The sequence below is a fragment of the Microbacterium sp. Ru50 genome (assembly GCF_002920555.1).
GTDB classification, from domain to species: Bacteria; Actinomycetota; Actinomycetes; order Actinomycetales; family Microbacteriaceae; genus Microbacterium; species Microbacterium arborescens.
Genome location: NZ_PQSV01000001.1, coordinates 2,057,533 through 2,069,538 on the forward strand (window position 1 = coordinate 2,057,533; position 12,006 = coordinate 2,069,538).

At 71.1% G+C, this 12,006-nt stretch carries 9 protein-coding genes; 8 read left to right on the forward strand and 1 reads right to left on the reverse strand.

Annotated features, from left to right (window positions below; all coding sequences use genetic code 11):
• Window positions 1-34: 34 nt before the first annotated feature.
• The 6 genes from C3481_RS09680 to C3481_RS09705 are packed head-to-tail and all read left to right on the forward strand — an operon-like array spanning window position 35 to window position 7,484.
• Window positions 35-1,204 (forward strand): ADP-ribosylglycohydrolase family protein, encoded by a 1,170-nt coding sequence (locus C3481_RS09680; protein ID WP_103841847.1) that lies wholly within the window; start codon window positions 35-37, stop codon window positions 1,202-1,204.
• The gene (locus C3481_RS09685) at window positions 1,201-2,571 is read left to right on the forward strand and encodes an ADP-ribosylglycohydrolase family protein (RefSeq protein WP_103841849.1); all 1,371 of its coding nucleotides are present in this window, start codon (window positions 1,201-1,203) and stop codon (window positions 2,569-2,571) included. Before C3481_RS09680 ends, C3481_RS09685 begins: the two co-directional genes overlap by 4 nt.
• Window positions 2,568-3,500: a ribokinase gene (locus C3481_RS09690; RefSeq protein WP_103841851.1), complete on the forward strand. Its 933-nt coding sequence runs from the start codon at window positions 2,568-2,570 to the stop codon at window positions 3,498-3,500. Before C3481_RS09685 ends, C3481_RS09690 begins: the two co-directional genes overlap by 4 nt.
• Complete coding sequence (locus tag C3481_RS09695) at window positions 3,497-5,461, forward strand: SUMF1/EgtB/PvdO family nonheme iron enzyme (protein ID WP_103841853.1); 1,965 nt, start codon at window positions 3,497-3,499, stop codon at window positions 5,459-5,461. The genes C3481_RS09690 and C3481_RS09695 overlap by 4 nt, the downstream gene beginning before the upstream one ends.
• Window positions 5,458-6,645: a CaiB/BaiF CoA-transferase family protein gene (locus C3481_RS09700; RefSeq protein ID WP_181021903.1), complete on the forward strand. Its 1,188-nt coding sequence runs from the start codon at window positions 5,458-5,460 to the stop codon at window positions 6,643-6,645. The genes C3481_RS09695 and C3481_RS09700 overlap by 4 nt, the downstream gene beginning before the upstream one ends.
• The gene (locus C3481_RS09705) at window positions 6,642-7,484 is read left to right on the forward strand and encodes a CoA ester lyase (protein ID WP_103841855.1); all 843 of its coding nucleotides are present in this window, start codon (window positions 6,642-6,644) and stop codon (window positions 7,482-7,484) included. Before C3481_RS09700 ends, C3481_RS09705 begins: the two co-directional genes overlap by 4 nt.
• 107 nt (window positions 7,485-7,591) lie before the next feature.
• On the opposite strand, the gene C3481_RS09710 is transcribed toward C3481_RS09705, so the two are convergent.
• Window positions 7,592-8,584: a LacI family DNA-binding transcriptional regulator gene (locus C3481_RS09710; protein ID WP_071918861.1), complete on the reverse strand. Its 993-nt coding sequence runs from the start codon at window positions 8,582-8,584 to the stop codon at window positions 7,592-7,594.
• A 133-nt stretch (window positions 8,585-8,717) separates the two neighbouring features.
• Between C3481_RS09710 and C3481_RS09715 the strand changes: the two genes are divergently transcribed.
• Together C3481_RS09715 and C3481_RS09720 are read left to right on the forward strand one after the other, a co-directional pair.
• Window positions 8,718-10,601 (forward strand): glycoside hydrolase family 2 protein, encoded by a 1,884-nt coding sequence (locus C3481_RS09715; RefSeq protein ID WP_103841857.1) that lies wholly within the window; start codon window positions 8,718-8,720, stop codon window positions 10,599-10,601.
• 70 nt (window positions 10,602-10,671) lie between these two features.
• On the forward strand, window positions 10,672-11,982 hold the full coding sequence (locus C3481_RS09720) for an ABC transporter substrate-binding protein (RefSeq protein WP_023953503.1): 1,311 nt from the start codon (window positions 10,672-10,674) through the stop codon (window positions 11,980-11,982).
• Window positions 11,983-12,006 lie beyond the last annotated feature (24 nt).

Sequence of the window (12,006 nt, forward strand, 5' to 3'; positions counted from 1 at the left end):
CCGCCTCACACGCTCGAACGAAGAGAGGGACGTAATGGACGTGTTGCACGATCGGGTGGCAGCAGTACTGGCGGGAGCCGCCGTGGGCGATGCGCTCGGCGGTGCGACGGAGGGCTGGACCCCGGAGCAGATCGAGGAGCGGCACGGCGGACGTGTCGAGGGGATCGTCGGTCCCTTCCTGCCCGACTGGCGCACGGCTCGCCCCATCGCGCCGTACCATAAGGGCGACGGACACGTCACAGACGACACCCTCATGACCCACGCGCTCATCGAGGTGTACGCCAAGCAGCGCCGGCACCTCGACGCGTACGACGTCGCGAGCGATCTCGTGCCCCTCATGATGGGCGAGCGCCGCTGGATCCCCGAGCTCGAAGACGAAGCGCTCATCCTGCAGCGCGTGTTCCTCGCCGAGAAGTGGCTCGTCATGAAGCTGCACTACGGCCACGCCGACCCCCGTGAGGCGGGCGTCGGCAACGTCGTCAACTGCGGCGCGACGATGTACATGGCCCCCGTCGGCCTCGTGCACATCGGCGACCCGCGCGGCGCGTATGCCGAGGCCATCGACATCACCGGCGCGCACCAATGGTCGTACGGTCGCGAGGCCGCTGGCGTGTTCGCGGCCGCCGTCGCGGCATCCGCCACTCCCGGAGCGACGATCGACGACGTTCGACGGGCGGTCCTGGAGGTCGCGCACGACGGCACCGCCGCCGCCATCCGCGCCGTGTTCGAGGCCGTCGACGCCTTCCGTGCCGCCGGCGGATCCGACGATCCGCGTGAGCTCGGTCGCATCATCCGCGACGCGGTGCGGCCCTTCGACACCGTGGGCGAGGCCTACCGGTCACCGGCCATGGACGCGCGTCTTCCCTCGCGGACGAAGGCCATCGAGGAGCTCCCCGTCGCGCTCGGCTTCGTGGTCGCTCACGACGGCGACCTGCGTGCCGCCGTGCTGGACGCGGTGAACTACGGCCGAGACGCCGACTCGATCGCCACGATGGCGGGCGCGATCTGCGGTGGGCTCCACGGCAGCGCTGCCGTTCCCGAGGAGTGGGTGCGCGAGGTCGTGACCGCGAGCCGCCTCGACCTCGATGGCGTCGTCACGACGATGGTCGACGTCGTTCGCGACGTCGCCCGTGCCGATGCCGAGCGGGCTGCCGCGCGTGCAGAGTCGCTGACGTCTTTGCTGTCGGTGGGGGCAGAGCCGTGAGACTGACGTGGGCTCAGCCCGAAGACCTGGTGCCGGCGGAACTCGCGGCGCTGCGCGAGCAGGGGGTGCCCGACGACGAGCTGTCGGCGATCGAACGGCGCTGGGCGGATGCCGGCGGAGCGACGGTCCTCGCTCCCTCCGGAGCCAGCGCGACACCGGCATCCGCCGAACTGCGCGCGACGGCCCGTCGCGTGCTCGATGAGTTGCAGGGACTGCAGCGCCCGAGTGCTGACGAACCCGATGAGTGGGAAGCGATCGAAGCACTGCTTCCCGCGCAACCCGAGCCGAGCGCTGACCGCGGCGCCGCGTTCGATCGCGTACACGGCGCGTGGCTGGGCCGGTCGGCGGGGTGCCTGCTCGGCAAGCCGGTCGAGAAGATCCCGCGCGAAGGCATCGAGCAGATCGCACGTGCCACGGGAAACTGGCCGATCAGCGGCTACTTCACCGCGCGCGGCCTGCCCGCCGATGTCGCGGAGCGCTGGCCCTGGAACCGCCGCTCCGCCCCGACCTCGCTCGTCGAGAACATCGCCGGGATGCCCGAGGACGATGACCTGAACTTCCCGCTCCTCGCCCTCGACCTGCTCGAGCGGCACGGCTCCGCGCTGACGACCGATGATGTCGCCGAGGCCTGGCTCGCGGCCCTGCCGGCGGGGCGGGTGTTCACCGCCGAACGCGCTGCGTACCGCAACATCCTCGACGCGCGGCCGGTGCCCGAGACCGCGACCCACCGCAACCCGTTCCGCGAGTGGATCGGCGCCCTCATCCGCGCCGACGTGCACGGGTGGGCGCACCCCGGCGATGTCCGGGCCGCGGCCCACTCGGCGTGGATCGATGCGCGGCTCAGCCACACCCGCAACGGCCTGTACGGCGCCATGTGGGCGGCCGCTCTCTGCGCGGCATCCCTCGTCGCCGACTCGACGGATGCCGTGCTGGATGCCGCCGACACCGTCGTGCCGCCCGCCTCCCGCCTGGCCGCGGCCGTACGGTTCGGACGCGAGACCGGCCGAGCGCTCGCCACGCGCGAGCTCACGACGGCGGGTGCGCTCGACGCCCTGCATGGCGAGTTCGCCGGGATGCACTGGGTGCACACGCTGAACAACGCCGCGCTCACCGCCTGTGCGCTGCAGGCCCACGATCGCGACTTCGGTGCCGCCGTCGCGCTCGCCGTCGCCGGCGGCTGGGACACCGACTCGGTCGGCGCCACGGTCGGCTCGGTAGTCGGCGGCCTTGTCGGTGCCGATGACATCGGGCCCGCGTGGACGGCGCCCCTGAACGACAGCATCGCGACCTCGATGCCCGGCGGACCGCAGCGATCGATCCGCGAGCTCGCCGAGCGGACGGTCGCGCTCGCGGAGGGAACCTCGTGAGCGTCGTCGTCGTCGGCAGCATCAACCAGGACGTCGTCGCCCGCGTCGCCCGCATCCCCGCTCCCGGCGAGACGCTGCTCGCATCGTCGCTCGTCCGGACCGGCGGGGGGAAGGGTGCGAACCAGGCCGTCGCCGCCCGGCGTGCCGGGGGAGCGGAGGTCGCCTTCGTGGGCGCGGTGGGAACGGATGCCGTGGGCGAGGCGCTGCGCACGGCGCTCGAGGCCGACGGCATCGACGTCTCGGGAGTGGTGCAGGTCGACGAGGTGACCGGAACAGCGCTCATCTCGGTCGATGCATCGGGCGAGAACGCGATCGTCGTCGCCGCCGGGGCCAATGCCGCGCGCGATTCCCTGAGCGACGCGCAACGCGCCGTCGTCGCCTCGGCCTCGGTTCTGCTCACGCAGCTCGAGATTCCGGTGGCTCTGGTACGCGACGCCGCAGCGACCCGGGGCGAGGGAGCCTGGCACGTGCTGAACGCGGCGCCGTCCGCACCCTTCGCCGCCCGCCGCGACGAACTGCTCGCGGCGACCGACGTGCTGGTCGTGAACGAGCACGAGGCCCTCGAGGCGGCGGGCGTCGGAGACCTCGACGAGGCCATCGCCGACCTCGCCCGCACGGTGCGCGGACTCGTCGTCACGCTCGGTTCTCGCGGCTGCCTGGTCGTCTGCGGTGACGAGCGCACCGAGGTGCCGGCCCATGTCGTGACGCCGGTCGACACGACGGGCGCCGGCGACACCTTCTGCGGTGTGCTGGCCGCCGCGCTCGCCGCCTCCGGACGCCGCCCCGACGCCGTCGATCTCGGTCTGCTCGCGGATGCCGCGCGCGCCGGTGCTGCGGCATCCGCCCTTGCCGTCACGCGCCCCGGTGCGCAGGACGCGGTGCCCACAGCCGACGAGGTCGCCGCCTTCCGGAAGGAGAACCGACCGTGAGCGGCGGATTCGATCCCCTGGTCCCGCGCGAGATCGACCGCCCGACGCCGGTGACGCTCGATGCCGACGTGCGCTCGGGCGACGCCGCGGTCGTGCTCGACGACGCGAAGATCTTCGTCGCGCCGACGGATCCGGCCGACCTCGGTGCATGGCGTGCCCAGCTGACGACGTGGCGCGAAGGCGCTCGCGAACGGCACGGCGTGCCGACCCGCTACGAACAGCCCGAGTCCGCGTGGGCGAGCCGGTGCTTCATGGTCGCCCAGGTCTGGCTCTGGGACGAGCTGTTCTTCGACTTCGACGAGCAGCGCTTCACGCCGGAACGCTTCATCGCCGACGCGCAGCGCCGGTTCGGCGGTCTCGACGGGATCGTGCTGTGGCACGCCTACCCCGTCATCGGCATCGACGACCGCAACCAGTGGGACTTCTACGCCGTGCCGGGGCTCGTCGAAGCCGCCGAGGCGCTGCGCGCCGCCGGTGTGGCCGTGTTCGTCGACTACAACCCGTGGGACGTCGGCACGCGGCGCTCGGGAGGCGACGCCGCGGAGCTCGCCGCGACGGTGCGGCGCCTCGGCGCAGACGGCGTCTTCCTCGACACGCTGCGGAAGGCCGACCCCGATCTCGTCGCGGCCCTGGATGCTGCGCGCCCGGGCATCGGCTTGGAGGGCGAGTCGAAGCTCGCGACCGAGCGCATCGCCGACCACACCCTGTCGTGGGCGCAGTGGTTCGCCGACTCGGAGGTGCCCGGCGTGCTGCGCGCCCGGTGGTTCGAGCGCCGACACATGCAGCACCACATCCGCCGGTGGCACCGCCACCACGCAGAAGAGCTGCGCTCGGCATGGCTCAACGGCGTCGGCGTGATGGTGTGGGAGGTCGTCTTCGGCGTCTGGGTCGGGTGGAGCGACCGCGACGCCGCGACCCTTCGGCGGATGCTGCCCGTGCAGCGCGGCATGCACCGCTGGCTGGTCGAGGGGGAGTGGACGCCTCTTGCCGTGCACGACGCGCCGGTATTCGGGTCGGCGTTCGAGCTCGACGGGGTGACGCTGCTGTGCCTCGTCAACACGTCGGGCGCCGACGTCGAGTTCGAGCTCGAGTCGGGGGGCCGGTGGGTGCCGCTGCACGAGCCCGGCGATCGGGTCTCATCGGTGACGGTGCCGGCCGGTGGCGTCGCCGCCGCAGTCCGAATGGCCGGGGATGCCGCGGACACGGCGGACTCCGACGTGCCGCCGGTCGTCGCCGAGGTGAAGGCCGCGCTGCGCGATGAGCCGCCGGTGGCGGACGGGTCGTTCCCGCACCGCCGAGCTCGGCGCCTCACCGCTCCGGCGTGGGCCGGGCCGGTGCGCGACACCGGCGTGCGGGATGAGGTCCAGACGGTGACGGTGACGCCCGGAACGCACCTGCTCACGGTGCGGTTCCGTGCGCGCGAGACCGGGATGTACGAGGGCGCACCCTACGTCGACGAGTGGAAGCCGCTGCCGCCCCGCCTGCACGATCAGCGGACGCTCGAACGCGTCGTCGAGGTGCGGCATCCCGTGCGCGTCGGGGCGGCCGAGGTGACCGAGGCCGAGTACGCGCGGTTCCTCGACGCGATCGGCGAAGACGCGGAGGCCCGTGACCCCGAGCGTCCGGCGACGCGGGTGACCTTCGCGCGGGCCCGGGAGTACGCCGCATGGGTCGGCGGACGTCTCCCCACCGAGGACGAGTGGCAGCTCGCGGCATCCGATCCGTCGTTCCGGCGGCGCACGCCGGAGGTGTGGAACTGGACGGAGTCGGAGCACTCCGACGGCCGCACCCGCTTCGTCATGCTCAAAGGCGGCAGCGCCCACCGCAGCGAGGGCTCGGACTGGTACTTCGACGGCGGCGTGCAGACGCCGGAGTTCTCGGCCAAGCTTCTCCTGCCGGGACTCGGCCAGGACGCGTCGCCCTCGATCGGATTCCGCGTCTGCTGGGAGGACCGCTCGTGACCCCGCTCGACGGACTGCGCGTCATCGACGCCTCGACCCTCTTCGCCGGCCCGATGGCGGCGATGCACCTCGGCGACATGGGAGCCGAGGTCGTCAAGGTCGAGCATCCGACCAAGCCCGACCCGGCACGTGGTCACGGTCCGAGCAAGGACGGCCAGAACCTGTGGTGGAAGACGCTCGGCCGCAACAAACGGACCGTCGCGATCGACCTGCACACCGCCGACGGGCGCGAGGCGTTCCTGCGCCTGGCCCGCACCGCGGACGTCGTGGTCGAGAACTTCCGCCCCGGAACCCTCGAACGCTGGGGACTCGGGTACAACGAGCTGTCTGCCGAGAACCCCGGCCTCGTACTCGCCCGCGTCACCGGATTCGGGCAGATCGGGCCGTACCGCAGTCGCCCCGGATTCGGCACGCTCGCCGAGGCGATGAGCGGGTTCGCCGCCGCAACGGGCGAGCCTGACGGGCCGCCGACCCTTCCTCCGTTCGGCCTCGCCGACGGCATCGCTTCACTCGCGACCGCCTACGCGATCATGACCGCGCTGCACGCCCGCGACCGCGACGGCCGCGGGCAGGAGGTGGATGTCGCGATCATCGAGCCGATCCTCGCGATGCTCGGCCCGCAGATCACGCGCTGGGATCAGCTCGCGACCGTGCAGCCCCGCACCGGCAATCGATCGGCGAACAACGCGCCGCGCAACACGTATCGCACGGCCGACGGTTCGTGGGTCGCCGTGTCGACGAGCGCGCAGTCGATCGCCGAGCGGGTCATGACCCTCGTCGGCCGCCCCGACCTCGCCGCCGAGCCGTGGTTCGCGAGCGGGTCGAGCCGGGCGCAGCATGCCGACCAGCTCGACGAGGCCGTCGGCAGCTGGATCGCCCAGCGCACGCGCGACGTGGTGATCGAGGCGTTCGAAGCGGCGCAGGCCGCGGTCGCCCCGGTGTACGACCCCTCCGACATCGTCGCGGACCCGCAGTTCCGGGCGCTCGGCACGGTCCACCGCATCCACGACCCCGACCTCGGCGACATGGCCATGCAGGGGCCGCTGTTCCGGATGTCGCGCGACGAGTCGACGATCGCGTTCACCGGCCGGGCTCACGGCGCCGACACCGCCGAGGTGCTCGCTTCGCTCGGCTACACCGACGACGACATCGCCCGCATGCGTGCCGAGGGATCGGTCGCATGACCCGCCCGATCGTGGTCGCGCTGTATGCGCCCGCCGACCGCCCCGAGCGCTTCGAGAAGGCGCTGGATGCGGGAGCGGATGCCGTCATCGTCGACCTCGAGGACGCCGTCGCGCCCTCCCGCAAGGCGCGGGCGCGCGCGTCGCTCACCGAGTTCGCCGAGGCGTGGGCGTCGCGAGGGGCTGCCGCGCCGGCGGTGCAGGTCAGGGTGAACGCTCGGGGCGCACGGACGCACGACGAGGACGTCGCTGCTGTCGCGGATCTGCCCGCGGCGTTCGGCATGCGCCTTCCGAAGACGCAGTCGGCGGATGACGTCGCGGCGGTCCGAGCCGCCGCACCCGGGCGCGAGATCCATGCCCTGCTCGAGTCGGCGCTCGCGATCGAGCGGGCGTTCGAGATCGCGCAGGCCGGGGTCGCGTCGGTCGCGGTGGGCGAGGCCGACCTGCGCGCGGAGATCGGCGTGCCCGCCGGGCGTGAGGGGGAGCCCGGGCTCGCGTGGTCGCGCGCGCGGGTCGTGAACGCCGTGGCGGCGGCCGGTCTGCCGCTGCCGCTCATGGCGGTGTGGGCGGACGTCGCCGACGTCAAGGGCCTGGAGGCGAGCTGCCGGGTCGGTCGTGCGCTCGGCTACGCGGGGCGGACGGCCATCCATCCGCGGCAGATCGAGGTGATCCGGCGGGTCTTCACCCCCGACGCCGACGAGGTGGAGCGCGCGCGGCGCATCGTCGAGCGGGTGCGCACGGCGGCCGCCGACGGCACGGGCGCGTTCGTGCTCGACGACGGCACCTTCATCGACATCGCGATGGTCAAGGCTGCGCAACGCATCCTCGCCGCCGCTCCCTGACCCTCGCTGCATCCGCCGGGCCCCCTGCATCCTTCGCATGCGAGGTCCCGGTTGGGCCGGTTACCGAGCCGGGATTCCCGGCCGAAGTGGGACCTCGGTGGGCGGGGTCAGCGGGTGATCACGCGGTACGGCACTTGATGGTGCACGCCGGCCTGCGTGGTCGCGTCGCTCAGGATGTCGAGGATCGACGCCGCCGCCTGCTCGACGCCGTGGTCGACGGTCGAGAACGCGGGGATGTGGAAGCGCCCCTCTTCGATGTCGTCGAAGCCCATGACCTGCACGCGGTCCGGCACGGAGATGCCGTGGGTGCCGAGGGTGTACAGCGCGCCGAGGGCGAGGCTGTCGCTGAAGCAGAACAACGCATCGACATCGGTTCCGCTCGCGAGAAGGCGTGCGACTGCCGTCGACCCTTCGGCGCGGTTGAACTGATCGACCGAGGCGTACAGCGCCGGGTCGTCGGCGATGCCCGCTGCGGCCAGCGCTCGCCGGTACCCCTCGAATCGGAGTCGAGAGGTGGCAGTGGGCCCGGCTTCCTGCACGCCTACCGCGGCGATGCGACGTCGCCCCTGCTCGATGAGCTGCGTGGTGGCTGCTGCCGCCGCCGAGACGTTGTCGATGCCGACGTGATGTACCGAAGGGTTCACGAGCTCTTCGGCCTGCTCTCCGATCAGCACGAGCGGAGGAACGCTCGGCCGGTCGCGCACATCGTCGGCGGTCAGGGCTAGCGGACTCATCACGATCCCGTCGAGCGCGGGGAAGCCCTCGCCGGCCATCATCGCCAGCTCCGCGGCACGGGCGCCGCCCGTCTGCGCGATGAGAACCGTCAATGACCGGGTCTGCGCGGTGGTGACGAACTGCGACGCGAACTCGGCGAAGTAGGGCTCTCGCAGATCGGGGAGGACGAGCGCGATCAGTCCGCTGCGCCCGTTCCGCAGTTGCCTTGCGGCGAGGTTCGGTCGGTATCCGAGCTCGTCGATCGCAGCGAGGATGCGCCGTCGCATCTCGTCGCCGACCCATCCCGTTCCGTTCACGACGTTGGAGACGGACTTCGCGCTCACACCGACACGAGCGGCGACGTCGGCAAGTGTGACGCGGGTCATGCAGGCTCCTGTCGAGCAGTTCCGAGGGTCGCTGTTGACTCTAGTTCAGCGTGGAACTATCGTGTAGTTCAACGTGGAACGGAAAGCGGTTTCCATCCCGTCTGCGGGCGGGTCAGCGACAACGCCGGCATCGATGCCGGCAGAGGGAGTCAATGCAGTGGAGCAGGATGCCGGTCGAGAGCCCGACACGGTGCGTGCGAGCACGCTCGAACCGGCGCGGCCGCGTCCGCAGCTCGTGCGCGACTCGTTCCTCCTGCTCGACGGGGAGTGGGGGTTCGCTCACGACGATGACGACCGAGGCGTCGCCGAGCGGTGGTTCGACGGCCGTGACCTGGCCGGCAGCATCCTCGTGCCTTTCCCGCCCGAGTCGCCGGCCTCGGGCGTCGGCGAGACGGGGTTCCATCCGATCGTCTGGTACCGCCGGACGCTGACCGACGCCGACCTCGCCGCCGCCGGACACCGGTCGGAGCAGCGTGCGATCGTGCGCTTCGGTGCCGTCGACTATCGGGCCACCGTCTGGGTGGACGGGCAGATGGTCGGCAGCCACGAGGGCGGCCACACCCCCTTCGCCGTCGACATCACCGACGCGCTCGACGGTGACGCTCGCGAGCATGTCATCGTCGTGCGCGCCGAGGACGACCCGCACGACCTCGCGCAGCCTCGAGGGAAGCAGGACTGGGAGGAACAGCCCCACTCGATCTGGTACCACCGCACGACGGGGATCTGGCAGTCGGTGTGGCTCGAGTCCGTCGCGCCGCAGCACATCACCGCGCTCAACTGGACCAACGACCTCACTGACGGCACGGTGACCCTCGAGCTCCGACTGAGCCGGCCCGGTCGCGCGAGCGCGAGCATCCGGATCGCGCACGAGGGGCGGGAACTCGCCGCTGCGACGATGCGGACGAGCGGCACGAGGGCGACGTTGACGATCGCCCTGGACGGACAGCGAAACGGTCAGAACTACGAACGCCTGCTCTGGAGCCCCGACCGGCCCACCCTGCTCGACGCCTGGATCGAACTGACGGATGACGGCGGACGAACGGATGCCGTCGCGAGCTACCTCGGTCTGCGCAGCGTCTCCTGGAGCGACGGCGCGCTGCTGCTCAACGACCGCCCGGTGACGCTGCGGTCGGTTCTCAGTCAGGGGTACTGGCCCGAGTCTCACCTCGCGGCCCCCTCGCCCGACGCACTGCGACGCGAGGCCGAGTTGATCGCCGAGCTCGGCTTCAACTCGGTGCGCGTGCACCAGAAGGTCGAGGACGACCGGTTCCTGTACTGGGCGGACCGGCTCGGACTCCTGGTGTGGGGCGAGATGGCCGCGACGTACACGTTCGACGAGCGAGCCGTGCAGCGGACGACCGCGGAGTGGACGGAAGCCGTGCTCCGCGACCGGGCGCACCCCAGCATCATCACGTGGGTGCCGCTCAACGAGAGCTGGGGCGTGCAGCACATCGCCTCGCGCTCGGATCAGCGGGCTTTCGCCGAAGCGCTGTTCCACCTGACGAAGGCGCTCGACCCCACCAGGCCCGTCATCTCCAACGACGGGTGGGAGCTCGGTACCTCCGACCTGTGGACCCTGCACGACTACGAGGCGGACGGCGGCATCCTCGCCCGCCGCTACGACGTCGACGCGGTCGAGCTGCGCAAACTCGTCTCGGGCATCGGCCCGGCAGGTCGCCGCGTGCGTCTGCCCGGAACGACCGACAGCGGACAGCCGGTCATGCTGACCGAGTTCGGCGGGGTGAAGTGGGCGGCTGATGCGAGCCCGGATGATTCCTGGGGCTACTCCGAAGCGCGCGGCGCCGAGGAGTACGGCCGGATGGTCGCGGCGATCCTCCGCGCGGTGCAGTCGGGCACGCGAGGCTTCGCCGGCCGACCCGACGGGCTCGCCGGCTGGTGCTGGACGCAGCTCACCGACACCATGCAGGAGCGGAACGGCCTGCTCACCGAAGCCCGGGAACCCAAGCTGCCCGTCGAGACGATTCGCTCACTCGTCCAGGGAACCGACACCGACTGATCTCGGCCGGCTCTCGGCCGGCCACCGCCATCGACACCCCGGGCCCATGCCCGCTCAATGAGGAGGAACCATGATCAAGAGACTGCCCGCATCGCTCGCCTTCGTCGGAGCCGCAGCACTTCTGCTCGCCGGCTGCGGCACGGGAAGCGGCTCGAACGCCGCCCCCGAGGAGATCACCTTCGACGACCAGACCGCAGCGAAGATCAGCTTCTCGTGGTGGGGGAACGAAGACCGTGCCGCCCGCTTCGAAGAGGTCGTGGCGCTCTTCAACGAGCAGTACCCGAACGTCGAGGTGGTGCGCAACTTCAACGCCTGGGGCGACTACTGGACTGCGCGCAACACCGAGGCGGCGGGAAAGTCGCTTCCCGACGTGGTGATGATGGATGCCGGCTACCTCGGCGAATACGCCAGCAAGGGTCTGCTCGCCGATCTCTCGCCCTACCGCGACTCACTGCTCCCGCTCGACGGCGTCAACGATCAGGTGCTGGGATCGGGAACGGTCGACGACGAACTCGTCGGCGTCCCGCTGGGCACGAACGCCTGGTCGATGATGTACAACAAGGACATCCTCGACTCGTTCGGCATCGACTATCCGACCGACGACATGACCTGGGACGAGTTCAACGACTTCGTCCTCGAGGTCAACGCGGCGGGAGCGTCATCCGAACCCCGGATCTACGGGGCGGAGGACTACACGGGCGGCCTCCCGAACTTCATCTACCACCTCATGCAGGACGGCAACCCGGTCTTCGAGGAGAACGGTGCGCCCGCGTTCGACGAGAACGATGTGATCGAGTACCTCGACTCTGCCGCCGACCTCCGCGACGACGGCGACTTCTACCCCGTCGAGCGCAGCGTCGCCCTCTCGCCCAGCGGGGGCTTCCTCGCCGGTGAGACGGCGATCTGGTTCAACTTCTCGACGACGGTGCTGCAGGGCATGACGGATGCCGGCACCGAGAACATCGGCATGGTGCAGCCGCCGCTCGAGAAGGGCCAGGACGAGCATGTGCTCGCGCCCAAGCCGAGCATGCTGCTGAGCGTGGCGAAGAACTCCGACCAGCAGCAGGCCGCTGCTGCCTTCGTGAACTTCCTCACCACCTCGCCCGAGGTCGCGACGATCTTCGGTACGTCGCTCGGCACACCGCCCACGGAGGCTGGACGTGATGCGATCGATCAGACCGCAGCCGACACCGTCAACCTCGACTACCTCGCATCCATCGACGATGAGCTGACGGCGAGCTACCCGATCCTCCCCGCGGGCTACGGCACCATCGAGGCCAAGTGGGGAGAGCTGCACGAGCAGCTGAGGTACGGCGACCTGACCACGAAGCAGTTCGCGCAGGAGCTGTTCTCGGAGATCTCGTTGGTGCTCGGCTCCTGACCGCTCCGCACGACCCTGCCGTAC

What these genes read in the sequence shown, in the direction of transcription:
- C3481_RS09720 (WP_023953503.1), top strand. Translation starts at nt 10,672, where the DNA reads ATGATCAAGAGACTGCCCGCATCGCTCGCCTTCGTCGGAGCCGCAGCA.
- C3481_RS09715 (WP_103841857.1), top strand. Translation starts at nt 8,718, where the DNA reads ATGCCGGCAGAGGGAGTCAATGCAGTGGAGCAGGATGCCGGTCGAGAG.
- C3481_RS09710 (WP_071918861.1), bottom strand. Translation starts at nt 8,584, where the DNA reads ATGACCCGCGTCACACTTGCCGACGTCGCCGCTCGTGTCGGTGTGAGC.
- C3481_RS09705 (WP_103841855.1), top strand. Translation starts at nt 6,642, where the DNA reads ATGACCCGCCCGATCGTGGTCGCGCTGTATGCGCCCGCCGACCGCCCC.
- C3481_RS09680 (WP_103841847.1), top strand. Translation starts at nt 35, where the DNA reads ATGGACGTGTTGCACGATCGGGTGGCAGCAGTACTGGCGGGAGCCGCC.